This is a genomic window from Streptomyces sp. NTH33 (assembly GCF_003236365.1).
Classification (GTDB): Bacteria; Actinomycetota; Actinomycetes; order Streptomycetales; family Streptomycetaceae; genus Streptomyces.
Genome location: NZ_POTZ01000123.1, coordinates 1 through 15,748 on the forward strand (window position 1 = coordinate 1; position 15,748 = coordinate 15,748).

Annotated in this window: 18 protein-coding genes and 1 pseudogene; 1 reads left to right on the forward strand and 18 read right to left on the reverse strand. The window is 71.7% G+C overall.

Translation table 11 applies throughout. From position 1 onward, the window contains the following. Window positions 1–15: 15 nt before the first annotated feature. From C1I97_RS14660 to C1I97_RS14740, 17 genes are all read right to left on the reverse strand, one after another. Window positions 16–573 carry a TetR/AcrR family transcriptional regulator gene (locus C1I97_RS14660; protein WP_111003658.1) on the reverse strand — a complete coding sequence of 186 codons (558 nt, stop codon included), beginning with the start codon at window positions 571–573 and terminating at the stop codon, window positions 16–18. A gap of 75 nt (window positions 574–648) precedes the next feature. Continuing rightward, window positions 649–1,491, reverse strand: coding sequence for an RNA polymerase sigma factor WhiG (gene whiG, locus C1I97_RS14665; protein ID WP_073950272.1), 843 nt, complete (start codon window positions 1,489–1,491; stop codon window positions 649–651). Between the two features lie 263 nt (window positions 1,492–1,754). Beyond that, window positions 1,755–2,915, reverse strand: a complete 1,161-nt coding sequence (dprA, locus tag C1I97_RS14670) for a DNA-processing protein DprA (RefSeq protein WP_111003659.1) — start codon at window positions 2,913–2,915, stop codon at window positions 1,755–1,757. Beyond that, the gene (locus C1I97_RS14675) at window positions 2,912–4,537 is read right to left on the reverse strand and encodes a YifB family Mg chelatase-like AAA ATPase (RefSeq protein ID WP_111003660.1); all 1,626 of its coding nucleotides are present in this window, start codon (window positions 4,535–4,537) and stop codon (window positions 2,912–2,914) included. The genes dprA and C1I97_RS14675 overlap by 4 nt, the downstream gene beginning before the upstream one ends. Continuing rightward, the gene (locus C1I97_RS14680; RefSeq protein WP_111003661.1) at window positions 4,537–4,938 is read right to left on the reverse strand and encodes a YraN family protein; all 402 of its coding nucleotides are present in this window, start codon (window positions 4,936–4,938) and stop codon (window positions 4,537–4,539) included. The genes C1I97_RS14675 and C1I97_RS14680 overlap by 1 nt, the downstream gene beginning before the upstream one ends. Before the next feature lie 100 nt (window positions 4,939–5,038). Further along, window positions 5,039–5,347 (reverse strand): DUF2469 domain-containing protein, encoded by a 309-nt coding sequence (locus C1I97_RS14685; RefSeq protein WP_008745401.1) that lies wholly within the window; start codon window positions 5,345–5,347, stop codon window positions 5,039–5,041. Window positions 5,348–5,403: 56 nt separating this feature from the next. After that, a complete protein-coding gene (locus tag C1I97_RS14690) occupies window positions 5,404–5,916 on the reverse strand; it encodes an NUDIX hydrolase (protein WP_111003662.1) in 513 nt (170 codons plus the stop codon). Continuing rightward, a complete protein-coding gene (lepB, locus tag C1I97_RS14695; RefSeq protein WP_111003663.1) occupies window positions 5,906–6,682 on the reverse strand; it encodes a signal peptidase I in 777 nt (258 codons plus the stop codon). The genes C1I97_RS14690 and lepB (C1I97_RS14695) overlap by 11 nt, the downstream gene beginning before the upstream one ends. Window positions 6,683–6,799: 117 nt before the next feature. Then, window positions 6,800–7,810 (reverse strand): signal peptidase I, encoded by a 1,011-nt coding sequence (lepB, locus tag C1I97_RS14700; protein ID WP_111003664.1) that lies wholly within the window; start codon window positions 7,808–7,810, stop codon window positions 6,800–6,802. Next, entirely contained in the window at window positions 7,698–8,789 is a 1,092-nt protein-coding gene (gene lepB / locus C1I97_RS14705; RefSeq protein ID WP_111003665.1) for a signal peptidase I, read from the reverse strand. Before lepB (C1I97_RS14705) ends, lepB (C1I97_RS14700) begins: the two co-directional genes overlap by 113 nt. Then, window positions 8,782–9,513, reverse strand: a complete 732-nt coding sequence (gene lepB, locus C1I97_RS14710; protein ID WP_111003666.1) for a signal peptidase I — start codon at window positions 9,511–9,513, stop codon at window positions 8,782–8,784. The genes lepB (C1I97_RS14705) and lepB (C1I97_RS14710) overlap by 8 nt, the downstream gene beginning before the upstream one ends. Window positions 9,514–9,558: 45 nt before the next feature. After that, the gene (gene rplS, locus C1I97_RS14715) at window positions 9,559–9,909 is read right to left on the reverse strand and encodes a 50S ribosomal protein L19 (RefSeq protein WP_111003667.1); all 351 of its coding nucleotides are present in this window, start codon (window positions 9,907–9,909) and stop codon (window positions 9,559–9,561) included. Between the two features lie 134 nt (window positions 9,910–10,043). Further along, entirely contained in the window at window positions 10,044–10,877 is an 834-nt protein-coding gene (gene trmD / locus C1I97_RS14720) for a tRNA (guanosine(37)-N1)-methyltransferase TrmD (protein ID WP_111003668.1), read from the reverse strand. Beyond that, complete coding sequence (rimM, locus tag C1I97_RS14725) at window positions 10,874–11,419, reverse strand: ribosome maturation factor RimM (protein WP_111003669.1); 546 nt, start codon at window positions 11,417–11,419, stop codon at window positions 10,874–10,876. The genes trmD and rimM overlap by 4 nt, the downstream gene beginning before the upstream one ends. A gap of 418 nt (window positions 11,420–11,837) precedes the next feature. Further along, window positions 11,838–12,077, reverse strand: a complete 240-nt coding sequence (locus C1I97_RS14730) for an RNA-binding protein (protein WP_003973401.1) — start codon at window positions 12,075–12,077, stop codon at window positions 11,838–11,840. Window positions 12,078–12,082: 5 nt separating this feature from the next. Continuing rightward, on the reverse strand, window positions 12,083–12,502 hold the full coding sequence (gene rpsP / locus C1I97_RS14735; protein WP_111003670.1) for a 30S ribosomal protein S16: 420 nt from the start codon (window positions 12,500–12,502) through the stop codon (window positions 12,083–12,085). Between the two features lie 367 nt (window positions 12,503–12,869). Further along, a complete protein-coding gene (locus C1I97_RS14740) occupies window positions 12,870–13,466 on the reverse strand; it encodes a hypothetical protein (protein WP_111003671.1) in 597 nt (198 codons plus the stop codon). A 541-nt stretch (window positions 13,467–14,007) separates the two neighbouring features. Between C1I97_RS14740 and C1I97_RS14745 the strand changes: the two genes are divergently transcribed. Further along, entirely contained in the window at window positions 14,008–14,889 is an 882-nt protein-coding gene (locus C1I97_RS14745; protein ID WP_111003672.1) for a class I SAM-dependent methyltransferase, read from the forward strand. 15 nt (window positions 14,890–14,904) lie between these two features. On the opposite strand, the pseudogene C1I97_RS14750 reads toward C1I97_RS14745, so the two are convergent. After that, a pseudogene (locus C1I97_RS14750) lies at window positions 14,905–15,748 on the reverse strand (ATP-dependent zinc metalloprotease FtsH); the annotation flags it as partial.

Below are 15,748 nucleotides of genomic sequence, written 5' to 3' on the forward strand. Positions count from 1 at the left end.
CGGCCACAGCCCGCCTCAGCCGCACACCCCGCGCAGAGCCATCCCCACCGCGGCCTCCGCGATCTGCTCGGGGTCCTCCGCGGCGCCCAGCTCGACCCTCCGCACAGCCGCGTCCACGACGCCCTGCACCAGCATCGCAGCAAGACGGGGCTGACCGTGCCCAAGCTCCCCCAGCGCCTCGACGATCATGGCGACGAGCCCCCCGTGGGCGGCGCGGATCTTCTCCCGCGCGCCGGAGTCCAGCTCGCTCGCGGAGATGGCCACGACGGCCCGGTGCCGCCGGTCCCCCACCAGCTCAAGCTGCTTGCGGACGTACGCCTCGACCTTGGTCTCCGGCCCGCCGGCGGTCGCCATGGCCGCCGAGACCTCCGCGGCCCACACCGGGAAGTCGACCTCGCACAGCTCCTCGACCACGGCGGCCCGTGACCGGAAATACTCGTACACCGACGACCGCGCGAGCCCCGTCCGCTCGGCCAGGGCCGGGAAGGTCAGCGCTTCCGTCCCGCCCTCGGACAGCAGGGTCCGTGCCGCGTCCAGCAGGGCGGCTCGCTGCATCGACCGGTGCTCGGCCACGGAGGCCGCTCGAATCCTTGGCACGTCAACCACTGTACGGACGCGCCACCCGCCACGGGAGGCACTCCGTCCGGGTCAGCGTCCGAAGCTCGCCAGCTTGGCGCGCAGCTGCAGCACCGACTTGGTGTGGATCTGGCTGACCCGGCTCTCGGTCACCCCGAGCACGTTGCCGATCTCGGCCAGCGTGAGGCCTTCGTAGTAGTACAGCGTGACGACGGTCTTCTCCCGGTCGGGCAGCGTGTTGATCGCCCGGGCCAGGAACCGGCGCAGCTCCCGGTCCTCGGCCACCTCCACCGGGTTGTCGGCGGCGGTGTCCTCCAGGGTGTCCATGAGGCTCAGCCGGTCCCCGCCCTCGCCGCCGACGTGCAGCAACTCCTCCAGCGCCACCACGTTGGCCAGCGACAACTGGCTGAAGACGGCGTGCAGTTCGTCCACCGGGATGCCCATCTCGGCGGCCACCTCGCCCTCGGTCGGAGTGCGCCGCAGCCGTGCCTCCAGGGTCGCGTAGGCCCGCTCGACGTTGCGCGCCTTCTGCCGCACCGACCGGGGGATCCAGTCCAGCGCCCGCAGCTCGTCGATCATCGCGCCCCGGATCCGGGTGATCGCGTAGGTCTCGAACTTGATCTCCCGGTCGATGTCGAACTTCTCGATCGCGTCGATGAGCCCGAAGACCCCGGAGGAGACGAAGTCGGCCTGCTCCACGTTGGGCGGCAGGCCGACGCTCACCCGGCCGGCGACGTACTTGACGAGCGGCGAGTAGTGCAGGATCAACTGCTCCCGCAGCCGGTCGTCCCCCGTCGCCTTGTACGACCGCCACAGCTCGTCGAGCGTCGAGGGAGCGGGCGGCCGCACGCTGCCACCGTCACGGGCGGCTGGGGGGATCGCCGCCCGGTCGGGTCCGGAGGTGTGCTGGGGCATTCGTCGCCTTGTGCCGTTCTGCCGTGGAGTGCGGGCGTCTGGGTGAGCTGTCGGTCGGGGTCGTCTCTCTGGTCGGAACCACGTGAGCGTAGCGTGACTGGAGAGTCGCGGTGCGCGAACGGCGGGGTGCGAAGCGTGCGCAGATTCGTTCCGCCGTGCGCCCCGCCGGGTCGCACACGTCACCCTCGGTGACCGGGAAAACGCCCAACTGCGGGAATCCCCGGAGCAGTCCGGGATTCCCCCGGACAGCCGAACACACTCGGTCAGCATCCGTCCCGGCCCGCCCGGGCCGAGACCACCGCCTGGCGTGTCAACTTCCATCCCTCGCCGAGCCGTTCGACGTAACCGAGCGATCGGAGTTCGTACAGTCTCGCGATCACGTCGTCCGGGGTCGTCCGGGCGTCGCGGGCGATCTCGGCCGGTGTCGCCGCGCCGCGGGCGGGCAGCGCGGCCAGGACCTGCCGGGCGTCGGGTTCCAGCAGGTCGCGCGGGAGTACGGGGCCGCGCCGGTCGGGGGCGAGTTCGCCGATGGCGCCGACCAGCTCGACGACGTCCGCGGCGTCGGTGACCAGCGTGGCCCCGCCGCGCAGGAGTTCGTGGACGCCGACGGAGAGCGCGCTGGTGGCCGGGCCGGGCACGCCCATGGTGTGACGGCCCAGCCGCTGTGCCGCCCGCGCGGTGACCAGCGACCCGCTGCGGTGGGCGGCCTCGACGACCACGGTGCCCCGGGTGAGCGCCGCGATGACCCGGTTGCGGACGATGAATCTGCTCGGTGTCGGGTGGTCACCGGGCGGCAGCTCTCCGACGACCAGGCCCTGCTGCGCGATCCTGGTGATCAACTCGGTGTGCCCGCGCGGGTAGGGCCGATCGACGCCGCAGGCCAGGACGGCGGCCGTGGCGCCGCCCGCGCCGAGCGCGCCGCGGTGGGCGGCGCCGTCGACTCCGTAGGCGCCGCCGGAAACCACCACCCAGCCGTGTTCGGCGAGGCCGGCGGCGAGGGTGGCGGCCATGTGGGCGCCGTACTGGGTGCAGGCGCGGGCGCCGACCACGGAGACCGAGCGCAGCGCCCATATCCGCAGACTGGGCCGGCCGCGCACCCACAGTCCCGTGGGGCGGGCGTCGCCGAGGTCGTCGAGCTGGGCGGGCCACTCGGTGTCGCCGGGACGCACGAACCGCGTCCCGGTCTCGCGCGCGAGGGCGAGGTCCCGTTCGGGTTCGGTCAGGGCCGCCCGTGCACACAGTCCCGCCCACCGCTTGTCCGACACCCCGGCGAGCCGCGGCGCCCCGGCCCGCAGCCGCCGGGCCACTTCCTCGGCCCCGAGCTCCCGCAGCCACCGCCCGCCGACCTCGTCCCCGGGCTCGAGGACCCGGCTGAGGAAGACCCGGGCGAGCAGTTCGCGGTCGGGTCCGGCCGGGGTGCTCATGCCGGTGCCCCGATGGTCATGGGCACGCCGCGTGGCACTCCGGTGCGCAGCTGCAGCGCCAGGGCGACGTCCGTGGCGCCGGGCCGGTCGTGGCCGGCGAGATCGGCCACCGTCCAGGCGACCCGCAGGACGCGGTCGAGGCCGCGGGCGGTGAGGACACCGCGCTCCAGGCTGCGTTCGGCCTCCTCCATCGCGCCGGCGGCCGCGTGCCAGCGGCTGCGCAGCTCGCGGCCGGGGACTTCGCTGTTGGTCCGCCACGGCGTTCCCGCGAGGCGCGCCGCCGCGCGCTGCCGGGCGGCCCGCACCCGGTCGGCGACCGTCGTCGTGGCCTCGCCGCGGGCGCCGCGCCGGGCGAGCTCGGAGCGGGTGACGGGATCGACCTCGACGCGCAGGTCGACCCGGTCGAGCAGCGGTCCGGAGAGCCGGGCCTGGTAGCGGCGGATCGCCGAGGGCGGGCACTCGCACAGGCTGTCCCGCTGCGAGAAGCGGCCGCAGGGGCACGGGTTGGCGGCGAGGACCATCAGGAACCTGGCCGGGAACCGCACGACTCCTGCGCTGCGGGCGATCACCACATGGCCCGCCTCCAGGGGCTGGCGCAGGGCGTCGAGGGCGTGGCTGCTGAACTCCGGGGTCTCGTCGAGGAAGAGCACGCCCCGGTGGGCGAGAGAGACGGCGCCGGGCCGCGCCATGCCGGGACCGCCGCCGACGAGGGCCTGCAGGGTGGCCGAGTGGTGGGGGGCGCAGTAGGGAGCGAGGTCGATCAGCGGCTTGCCCGGTGGCAGGAGCCCGGCCACCGAGTGGATGGCCGTGACCTCCAGGGACTCCTGCCGGGCGAGCCGGGGCAGGACCGCGGGCAGCCGCTCGGCGAGCATGGTCTTGCCCGCGCCGGGTGGCCCTTCGAGGAACAGGTGGTGTCCGCCGGCCGCGGCGACCTCCACCGCCGTACGGGCGGAGAGCTGACCCACGACGTCGGCGAGGTCGTGTTCCTGGTCCTGCTGGGCGGCGCCCACGCTGTGCATGCCGGCGGCCGCACCCGTGCCGGGCAGGCGCAGACCGGCGAGGAGAGGGTCCGGGCGGCCGGGTTCGTCCTGGTGTTCCTCGGGGACCGGTTCGTCGGTCAGCACGGCGATCAGCTGCCGCAGGCTGCGGATGCCGAGCACGGAGACGCCGGGCACCAGTGCGGCCTCGGTGGCGGCGCACTCGGGCACGACCACCTGCTCGTATCCGGCGTCCGCGGCGGCCAGCACCGCCGGGAGGATGCCCCGGACGGGCCGGACCCGCCCGTCCAGGCCGAGTTCGCCGATCATGACGATGTCGGCGAGCACCCGGGGGTCGATCCGCTCGGCGGCACCGAGCACCGCGCAGGCCACGGCCAGGTCGAAACCGCTGCCGGCCTTGGGCACCGAGGCCGGGCTGAGGCCCACCGTGAGCTTCTTCTGCGGCCATTCGCCGCCGGAGTTGACCACCGCCGCCCGCACCCGGTCCCGGCTCTCGATCAGGCTCTTGTCCGGCAGGCCCACCAGGGTGAACGCGGCGACACCCGGTTCGAGGTCGGCCTGGACCTCGACGACCACGCCCTCGACACCGACGAGGGCCACGGAGCACGTACGCGCGAATCCCATCAGGCCGCCCCCCGTACGTGCTCGACGACGGGCGCGCCACGCCGGGGCAGCAGGACACCGACCACGTCGATGCGGACGCCTCCGGGTGGCGCCCCTCCGTGGGACTGGATCCAGCGTTCGGCCAGGCCGCGCAGCCGCTCGGCCTTCTCCGGGGTGACCGCGGCCATCGGATGCTCGAAGAGGCCCTGCCTGCGGGTCTTCACCTCGCAGACGACCAGGACGTCGCCGTCCCGGGCCACGATGTCGATCTCGCCGGCCCTGCCGCAGCGCCAGTTGCGCTCCAGGACCGTCATGCCGGCCCGGGTCAGCCGACGGGCGGCCAGGTCCTCTCCGTACCTGCCGAGTGCGCTGCGTGACTGTTGGGTGTTCATGTCGGCACCACCTCCGGCGCCAACGGTCACGCATCCGCCCCGACCGAGTGGATCTTGGTGGGTTACTCGCCGGTTGTGGACAACTCGGCCACCCGTACGAGCGACGCAGAGCGACGACGGCCGGCCGCTCTCACCCGCCGGGCAGCTCCAGATCGGTCTTGTTCAGCTCCTCAATGTTCACGTCCTTGAACGTCAGGACCCGTACCTGCTTCACGAACCTGGCCGGCCGGTACATGTCCCACACCCAGGCGTCAGCCATCGACACCTCGAAGAACACCTCGCCCTGTACCGAGTGGACCTGCATCTCGTAGTCGTTGGTGAGGTAGAAGCGCCGCTCGGTCTCGATCACGTATTTGAACAGACCGACGACATCGCGGTACTCCCGGTAGAGCTTGAGCTCCATCTCGGTCTCGTACTTTTCGAGGTCCTCGGCGCTCATGGCATGTTCCCCTTCAGCCGTGCGGTCCCACCATTGTGCGCCAGTCCCGTCCGCCGCTAGACAATCTCCGTGTCCAGCACCACGGGCCCGGCCGGGGGGCCTTCGTCGAGCAGCGTGCGCAGCAGCTCGGCGAGTCTGGTCGGATACACCGTCTCATGTGCCCGGATCAGTTCCTGGCACGTCCACCAGCGCGCTCCGGCGACACTGCGCCGCTCCAGCTCGGTCAGGGCCGTGGCCGCGGTCGCCGTCCGGTCCGTACGGGCCAGGTAGTACCACTCGTCCTGGTCCCAGCGTCGGCCCGCGAACGGGAACGAGCATTTGCGGCGCCACAGCACCGGGCCGAGCTCGACCTCGGTGATGCCGGTCTCCTCCGCGAGTTCCCTCAGGGCCGCCTCTTCCCGCGTCTCGGCACCCTCCAGGCCGCCGCCGGGCGTGAACCACCAGTCGTCGGCCGGGTCGTCCGGCTCGTGGCCGTGCAGCAGCAGGATGCGGTCCGCGGGATCGAGCAGGACCACCCGCGCCACCTTGCGCAGTCCGCCCTCGAACGCGTCCGCGGCCTCAGCGGGCACCGGCCGGCTCCGTCCGGGTACGGGCGCGCGAGCCGCCCAGCAGGTTGGCGACCGGACCGTAGGCGGCCCCGCCGAGAACGAGGACGGCACCGGAGACGATCATCAGGAGCATCGTGCGCAGCGGGCCCGGCGGGGACAGGGCGCCGAGCGCCTCGAAGCCGGTGGGGCGCTCCAGCATGCCGTTCACCGGCCACACCACGGCGTCCACCCGGGCGCTCACGGCGTCACGCGAGACGGTGCCCTCGGCCGCGTCCGTGAGGTGGGCGGTGGAGTCCAGGGAGCCCTGGCGCTCGTCGCCGAGCAGGAACAGCCGGCCCCGCGGCACCTCCACCGCCGGGAAGCCGCCGGCCTCGGCGGCGCGGCCCTTCAGGTACGGCTCGTCGATCTGCTTGCCGTTGACGGTCAGCTTGCCCTGCTTGCAGCAGGAGACCGTGTCACCGCCGACGGCGACCACGCGCTTGATCACGGGCGCGTTCTGCACCCACGTCCTGTCATGGAAGACGACGACGTCACCGCGGCGCACCTCGCCGCCGTCCACGCGCTGGGCCAGCACCCGGGCGCCCATGCCGATGGTCGGCGCCATCGAACTGGTGGGCACCGTGTACGGCCGGTAGACCACCGCCGCCCACGCGAACCCGCCGAGGAACAGCACCAGGCCCAGCGCCACGATCAGCCCGGACAACCGCTGTCCGGCCTTGCCGCCCGCCGGGCCCCGGCCTGTGCCGCCGCTGCGCGGGGCCGTACGCGTCGTGCTCTCGCCACCCATGGACCCGCACCCTACCCGGCGGTACCGAGACGGGGCAGCCCCTCTTTCCCGGCCACCGCCGGGGGCTTCACGAGGGTTTCACCCCAGGTCCGCCGAGGAGGACGGCGTCCCGGTGGCTCAGCGGCTCCCCGTGGCCGCCCTCGCGCTCCCCGTGCCGGCCTGGACCTTCGCGGCGCGCCTGCGCCGCCACAGCGCCACCGGCACGACCGCGGTCAGGGCCACTCCGTGGGGGGCCACCGTCAGGGCGCCCGCCGCCGAGGGCTGCGAACCGATGCCCGGCTGGTCGAAGGTGTCCGGAACGGGCAGGGTGCCCCAGCGGTTGATCGGCCAGGCCTTGACGATGGCACGGCCGACCACGTCCTCGACCGGGACCATGCCGTGGTTCTTGTCGTTCTGGTTGTAGCGCGAGTCCCGCGAGTTCTGCCGGTGGTCGCCCATGACCCAGATGAATCCCTCGGGCACCTTCACCTTGAACTGGCCGCCCTCGGAGTCGACGGAGCACGGCGTGTTGCCCGGGTAGACGTACGGCTCGTCCAGCGCGTGGCCGTTGACCAGCAGCGGACCGGTTTTCCCGCACTCCACGGTGTCGCCGCCCACGCCGACGACCCGCTTGATGAGGTCCTTCTCCTCCGCGGACGGCATCAGGCCGATCCAGCTGAGCACCGTCTGCAGCGCGTTGGGCGTGGGCGTCGGCTCGCCGGCCAGCCAGTTGTCCGGGTCGTGGAAGACGACGACCTCGCCGCGCTCGGGCTGGGAGCCGAACCACGGGGTCAGCTTGTCGACCAGGACCCGGTCGCCCCGCTGCAGGGTGTTCTGCATCGAGTCCGAGGGGATGGAGAACGCCTGTACGAGGAAGGTCTTGATCAGCAGCGCCAGCACCAGCGCGATACCGATCAGGATGGGCAGTTCCTTCCAGAAGGAACGCGGCTTCGCCCCCTGCGGGCTGCCGTCGCCGCTCCCCCGGTCACCGCCGCCCCTGTGCTCCGTCACTGTGCCGTCCTCGGCCGCTTCGCTCTCACTCCCGGAGGTCACGGCGCTGTCCGCAGCCCGGTTCGCTGCCTCCCCGGGGTGTCCGCGGTGCTCCTCGCCGTCGTGTCCGGACCGTGCGCCAACCGCCACATCCCCCACGCCAACTCCTTACTCCGTGCCGCCGCCCGCGCCATGCCCGGCGCAGGCCCACCACTCCCATAACGAGCGGGAGTTCCGCAGGGCTCGGGAGCTGGACCAATCCGTTCGGACCGTCCTGGGCAACCCTATGCGACACCCGGGGGGCGGCGGTCGATCCAGCCGCCGCGTCGGACACCGCCGAGAAGGTTTTCGGTTCACTCAGCACGGACCAGCGGCCGACGGGCCAGCCGATCACCCTGGCACGCCCCACCACGGAGTCCTCCGGGACCGTGCCGCCGTACGCGGTGTCCTGGTGGGCGCGCGAGTCGGCGGAGTTGTCCCGGTGGTCGCCCATCACCCACAGCCGGCCGGAGGGAACGGTGATGTCGAACGGGGTACTGGAGGGGGCGTTGCCCGGGTAGAGGTAGTCCCCCTCGTTCAGGGGAACGCCGTTGACGGTCACCCTGCCCTGCGCGTCGCAGCACTTGACGTGGTCCCCGCCGACGCCGACGACCCGCTTGATGAGGTCCTTCTCGTCGTCGGAGGGCAGCAGACCGATGAAGGTGAGGCCCTGCTTGACCTGTTTGACGACGACGGGGTCGTCCTTCTTGACCGTCTGCTCGCCGGCCAGCCAGCCGCCCGGGTCGTGGAAGACGACGACGTCCCCGCGCTGCGGCTTGGAGCCGAACCAGGGGGTGAACTTGTCGACCAGGACCCGGTCGCCGATCTGGATGGTCTGTTCCATGGAGCCCGACGGGATCACGAAGGCCTGCACGAGGAAGGTCTTCAGCACCAGGGCTATGAGCACGGCGACGCCGACGAGGAGCGGTATCTCCCGGATCGCGGAGCGCCTGCGCCTGCGCCTGACCTTGCGCTGCAGCTTGCGCCGCTCCGCGCGGGTGCGGCCGCCGGCCGGACTGGCGGCGCGCCGCGCCCCGGTGGGCAGGAGGTTGTCGGCGGCGCTGGCGGAGACGCCGCGCGGTCTGCCGCGGTTACCCATGGGCGCCGCCCGCGGGGCCGGCGGTGGGCACGCGCGCGTAGGCGCCGGGGTGCTGCAGGCGGGCCCGGTGGCCGAAGGGCCAGACGATCCAGTCCGCCCGGCCGACCACGTTGCCGACCGGAATCATGCCGCCGCCCGGCGAGCCCAGGTGGTCGCGGGAGTCGCTGGAGGCGTCGCGGTGGTCGCCGAGGACGAACAGGGTGCCGTCGGGAACGACGACGTCGAACGGCACCGCGGAGGAGCGGTCACCGGGGTGGAGGAACGTCGACTCGTCGACCGACCGGCCGTTCACCTGGATCCTCCCGTCCTTGTCGCAGCAGACCACGTGGTCTCCCCCTACACCCACAACGCGTTTGATGTAGTCGGCGTCCCCGAAGTACTCGGTTCCGTCGAACACGACGACGTCACCGCGCCGCGGCGCGGCACCGAAACGGTACGCCAACTTGTTTACGGCAACGCGGTCCCCGATCCTCAATCCCTGCTCCATGGAGCCGCTCGAAACCTGGAACGGTTGCACCACGAACGTGCTGAGGAGCAGCAGGAAGACCAGGCAGATCAGCGCGGTCAGGGTGATCCGCCCACCGGGGAGCCACTCGGTGATCCGCGCCACCAACGCCGAACGCGACCGGTCCTCCGGCCCCCGCGCACCCGGAGCCTGCTCGGGTCCGGTGTCGGAGGGGCGGGAGGAGCGGTCGCGCTCCGTCGGCCATGCTTCGGTGTCCATCGGGGCCGAATGGTATCCGGCCCCGCTCTGAACCCCGGGAGGCGCTCAGCTCTCGCGCTTCTCCTTGATCTTCGCGGCCTTGCCGCGCAGCTCGCGCAGGTAGTACAGCTTGGCGCGGCGCACGTCACCCTTGGTGACCAGCTCGATCTTCTCGACGATTGGGGTGTGCACCGGGAAGGTGCGCTCGACGCCGACGGAGAAGGAGACCTTGCGGACGGTGAAGGTCTCGCGCACGCCGGAGCCCTGGCGGCGGATCACCACGCCCTTGAACTGCTGCACACGGGAGCGGTTGCCCTCGATGACGCGGACGTGGACGTTGACGGTGTCACCCGGGCGGAAGGCCGGGATGTCCTCGCGGAGCGACGCGGCGTCGACGGTGTCGAGCAGGTGAGACATTTCGTCTGCTTTCTTCGCTGATGCCACAGGTCATCAACGGGAACTAGATGTTCGGGATCGATGTCGTACGGGTCGGGGCGGACGTCCTGTCCCCCTGTGGCAGGGGCGCACGCCGGACAGCGCACAACAGCAGCCTATTCTTCCACGCCCGCGGTCCTGCGCCAAAATCTGCCGTACGGCTCGCCGTCGGGGTCCGGCGCCCAGCCCAGGATGGACAGCATCTCCCGGTCCTTCTTGTCGAAGACCCCGGGATCGCAGCGCTCGATGAGGTCGGGCCGGCTGGCCGTCGTACGCCTGAGGGCCTCGTCGCGGCGCCAGCGGGCGATCTTCCCGTGGTGGCCGCTGAGCAGCACCTCGGGGATGCCGCGACCGCGCCAGAGGGGCGGCTTGGTGTAGACGGGGCCCTCCAGGAGGTTGGCCATGGTGCCGGGTGCGAAGGAGTCGTCGCGGTGCGACTCGGCGTTGCCCAGCACGCCGGGCAGCAGCCGGGCCACGGCCTCGGTGACGACCAGGACGGCCGCTTCCCCGCCGGCGAGGACGTAGTCGCCGATGGACACCTCGTAGACGGGCATCCGGGTGGCGTACTCGTCCATGACCCGGCGGTCGATGCCCTCGTAGCGGGCGGGCGTGAAGATCAGCCAGGGGCGCGCGGAGAGCTCGCCGGCGAGTTCCTGGGTGAACGGACGGCCGCTGGGCGTCGGGACGACGAGCGCGGGCGCGTGGGAGCCGGTCTCGTAGCCGTCGGCGAGGACGGAGTCGAGGGCGTCGCCCCAGGACTCGGTCTTCATCACCATGCCGGGGCCGCCGCCGTAGGGCGTGTCGTCGACCGTGTGGTGCCGGTCGTACGTCCACGCGCGCAGATCGTGCACGTGCACGTTCAGCTGTCCACGCGCGCGTGCCTTGCCGACGAGGGAGACGTTCAGCGGTTCCAGGTACTCGGGGAAGATCGTGACGACGTCGAGCCTCATGCGCTGTCGTCCCTGGACGAAGCCACCTCTGCACGGTCGTCGATCAGGCCCGGCGGCGGGGCGACGACGGCCCGCTGCTCCTCCAGGTCGATCTCGGTGACGATCTCCTCGACGAAGGGGATCATCACCTCGCTGCCGTCCGGGCGCTCGACGATGAACAGGTCCTGGGAGGGCAGGTGGGAGATCTCGGTGATCCGGCCGACCTCCGTGCCGTCCTCGGTGACGACGTCGAGGTCGATCAGCTGGTGGTCGTAGTACTCGTCCTCGCCCTCGGGAAGCTCCTCCGGGTCGACCTCGGCGATCAGGAGGGTGTTGCGGAGGGCCTCTGCGGCGTTGCGGTCGTTCACGCCCTCGAAGCGCAGGAGCAGTCGGCCGCTGTGCACGCGGCCCGTCTCGATGGTCAGCGGTCCGGCGGTTGCCGGGTCGGTGGCCAGTACGGCGCCGGGGGCGAGCCTGAGTTCCGGCTCGTCGGTACGCACCTCCACGGTGACCTCGCCCTTGATGCCGTGGGCGCGGCCGATCCGTGCGACTACCAGCTGCACTTGTGAAGATCTCCTGTCTTGACATCTCCCCCGGCTGAGGCAGGGGGATTCAACCCTCACGGGTTGAGCTTTCTGCTTCATCGACAGCAGCCGACCCGAACAAACGGCGAGGACTGGTGTGCCAGTCATCGGTCTTACGCCAGCTCCACAGACCTGACATTCCGCCAGCCCGGCGGTAGGCCCGACCGACTTGGTTCTCGCCGACCGGGCAATTCAGAACCTATCACCCGTCTGGAGGCCATGGCTGCCGGAGGAAGAATCGCCCTGACGGCGATTCGCCTTTCCCTGCCCTGCTCCGCAGGAGTCCGATTCATCCCCGTCCTGAAGGGACCGGGTTTCCCGGAGGAGATCCGATGAACGACTACGGGCCGGGGACGGCCCCGTGGCCGTCCCCGGCCCGAGCCGGTTGCGATAAGCGTCAGCGGACGTGGTCCACGTCGACGAGGTCGACGCGGACACCACGGCCGCCGATGGCGCCCACGACGGTGCGCAGGGCGCGTGCGGTACGACCGTTGCGGCCGATCACCTTGCCGAGGTCGTCGGGGTGGACCCGGACCTCGAGCACGCGTCCGCGGCGCAGGTTGCGCGAGGCGACCTGCACATCGTCAGGGTTGTCGACGATGCCCTTCACGAGGTGCTCAAGCGCCTCCTCGAGCATGCTGCTCAGGCCTCGGTCGACTCGGACTCGGCGGCGGCCTCGTCCTTCTTCTCAGCCTTCTTCTTCTGGGTGATCGCCTCACCCTTGGCCTCGTCGTCCCCACCGAGGGCCTCGAACGACGGACGCACGGCCTTCTCCGTCGGCTGCAGCAGCGGAGCAGGGGCGGGCTCGCCCTTGAACTTCTGCCAGTCACCGGTCTTCTTCAGGATGGCGAGCACGGGCTCGGTCGGCTGGGCGCCGACGGAGAGCCAGTACGCCACGCGCTCGGCGTTGACCTCGATGCGCGAGGGGTTCTGCACCGGGTGGTACAGGCCGATCTCCTCGATCGCCCGGCCGTCACGACGGGTACGGGAGTCGGCGACGACAATGCGGTAGTGAGGCGAACGGATCTTGCCCAGACGCTTCAGCTTGATCTTGACTGCCACGGGAGTGGGTTCTCCTGGAATTGACGTGGTTGGGCACGGCGGAGACGCCGCGTGGGGTTGCGGTACCCGAGGTGCCCGATGGACGCGTCAGCCGGAGGAGAGAGGGGTCCTGTGCGGCTGTCGAGTACAGCTAGCCATTGTGCCACACCCCACGGGACGGTTTTGGCGGGGTACGGCCGGCCGCACTTGGGCAGGCCTGAGCGGCACCCGGCGTTCCGGGTGCCGTGGGGCGGATGCGTCCACCCTCCCCCGAGCTCTCGGCCTCACTCGAGCAGGGGGACCCCCACTCCTTGGAGAGGAGGCACGGGTGGACGCGGCTACGAGCGGACACTGACACCAAGCCACGGCTGCCACGAGCAGCCGTGGCTCAGTTCGCCGCCGCGCCCACGGGCTCCGGGATCCTGAACGGCTGGCCGCAGCCGCCGCACGTGATCGGGGCCTGGGCCAGGACCGAGGGGACGACCCGGACGTTGCGGCCGCAGTCGCACACCGCCTTGACCCGGACGCCGCCGCCGGAGGAGCCGTGGCGGGCGGCCGGGCCGCGGAAGGTGCGGCTGGTGTCGGCGGACGTGGCGGCCGTGTGGGCCTTCAGCGCACGCTGGAGGCGCTCGGTCGTCGGGCGGTACCGCCGCTTGGCCTCGGGGCTGAGCGTGACCAGTGAGAAGCCGCTGCTCGGATGCGGCTCCTCGGGGTGGTCCAGGCCCAGCTCCTCGGCGATCGCGAGGAACCTGCGGTTGTGGTAGCGGCCGGCGCGGGAGGTGTCGCGTACCCCGCGCGCGGCGGCGATGCCGTGGACTGCCTCGTGAAGCAGTCGCTCGAAGGAGAGCTCGTGTCCGCACGCGGACGACGACTCCCCGATCAGGGACTCGGGCGCGGCAAGATCCGGCAGCTCGGGGTGGTACCGCTGAATGTCGGCCCACGCCTGCGCCAGCTCTGCGGCGAGAACAGGTGGTGTCGTGCTCACGTAACGACAACGAGCCGGGGTGCCGCTGTGTTCCTATTCCGGGGCATCCCAAATAATTTGCACGTACCCGTCAGTTGCCGCTGATGCGTCCTGACGAGGGCGGGTGCGCTGATCTGCGGAAAAGCCTCGCAGCTCGTACCAAGGTGGTGCGCAAAGGGAGTACGCACCGGCGCGTACGCCCGCTGCGTACGCCGGTGCTGCGGGATCGCGCCACGCGCAAGAGACGTTTCGGCCGCTTCCCGGCCCTGAGGGTCTCACTCCGGTCAGCGCCCGCGGCCACCGCGACGTTACCTCGTGCGCCGCCGGCGCTCGGCGCCGCCCCGACGGGCCCGTCGACTTCCGGACACGCCGGCCCGAGGACCGGATTGCCGGAATGCGAATTCCCGCCCCGGGCACCCGCGGCGCGCAAGCAGGGCCACACGACCCCTGGACGCGAGGGAAGGCTCGCAGTTACCTGGCATACGGAGGAAGTGCGAGCGCACTGCACGGGGCCACGGAATCGGGCACAACAGCAATTCTCGGCGGATTGGGGCGCTTATCCATGACACCTACGCTCGTGCGACAGCACGTACGTCACGCGGGGACGGCGCCTCGCGTGGATTCCCGTGCACGCGCGCGTGACTGGTCCGAGATCCAGGAGCGGATGCTGGTCCCGCTCTACGAAGCCGTCTACGAGCGACTGGAAGTGGGCTCCGGCACGCGGCTGCTGGCACTCGGCTGCGGCTCCGGACTGGCCCTGCTCCTGGCGGCGTCCAGAGGCGCGGCGGTCACCGGTGTCGACTCCTCCTGCCCGGAACGGCTCGCCCTCGCCCGGCAGCGGCTGCTGCCGGAACCGTGGGGCACACGCGCGCGTACGTCCTCCCCGGCCACTCCGCGCACTCCAAGTGTCCGGATCGTCGACGGATCACCGCAGGACGCCGCGGACACCCGCACGCCCTACACCCTCGTGACCTCCTTCGAGCCGATCGGCTGCCTCGCCGAAGACTCCGAAGGGCTGGGCGACCTGCTCACCGCGGCGGCACCGCTCGCCACCCACGGGGCACCCGTGGTGCTGACCGGCTGGGGACCTCCGGAGCGCTGCGCCACGTCGTCCGTCCTGCGGGTGGCCGCCAAGCCGGCCGATCCGCTGCACGGCCCGGGCAGCTGGCGCCCCGCCCTGCGCGACGACCTCGAGGAGGTGGCCCGCCGCGCCGGCCTGCGGCCCGACGGCTCCGGCCGGGTCTCCTGCCCCTTCGGCTACGCCGACCTCGACAGCGCGGTGCGCGGACTGCTCTCCACGGGACTGTTCGACGCGGCGATCGCCGCGACCGACCGGAACCAGGTCGACAAGGAACTGACGGAGGCCCTGCACACCCACCAGCGGCCCGACGGCACGGTGTGGATGCCGAACGTCTTCCGCTACCTGATCGCACGGACTCCGTGAACGCCGTGGACGTCCTCACGAGCCACCATTGATCTCCGCGTCCTTCCGCAGACGGGGGATCCCCGCGACCCGGTAGGCGTCGGCCTCCTCCAGCGTCTCGTTCTCCAGCAGGGCCCGCGCCAGCGCGTCCAGCTGCCCCCGGTGGTCACGCAGCTTGCGGCACGCCTCCTCGTAGCACTCGTCGACGATGCGCCGCATCTCGGTGTCGATCGCGTCCAGCGTCTGCGGGGCGGCCGCCAGCCCGTACGCCTGCTGGGCGTCGCTCGGCAGGGCGGACAGGCGGCCCAGGTGCTCGCTCATGCCCCACCGGGCCACCATCCCGCGCGCGATGTTGGTGACCTGCTCCAGATCGTGCTCCGAGCCGGTCGTGATGACCCCGTAGACGACGTGCTCCGCCGCCATGCCGCCCAGCGCGCCGATGATGCGGCCGCGCAGGTACTCCTCCGTGTACGCGTACTTGTCGGACTCCGGCGTCGACAGCGTCACGCCGAGCGCCCTCCCGCGCGGGACGATGGTGATCTTGCGGACGGGGTCGGCGCCGGGCTGCAGCATGCCGAGCAGGGCGTGCCCGCTCTCGTGGTACGCCGTGCGCCGACGCTCCTCCTCGGGCATCACCAGGGCGCGCTCCGCGCCCAGCTGGACCTTCTCCAGCGCCTCCGAGAAGTCGGCCTGCGTCACCTGTTGCTGCCTCCGCTTGACCGCGAGCAGAGCGGCCTCGTTGGCGAGGTTGGCCAGCTCGGCCCCGGTCATGCCCGGAGTCGTACGGGCCTCGTCGCACTGCTCGGGGTCGTACCAGCGGTAACCGCTCACCGGGTCCACCCAGGCGGGGACCAGCACACCCTGTCTCTTATACCCATCT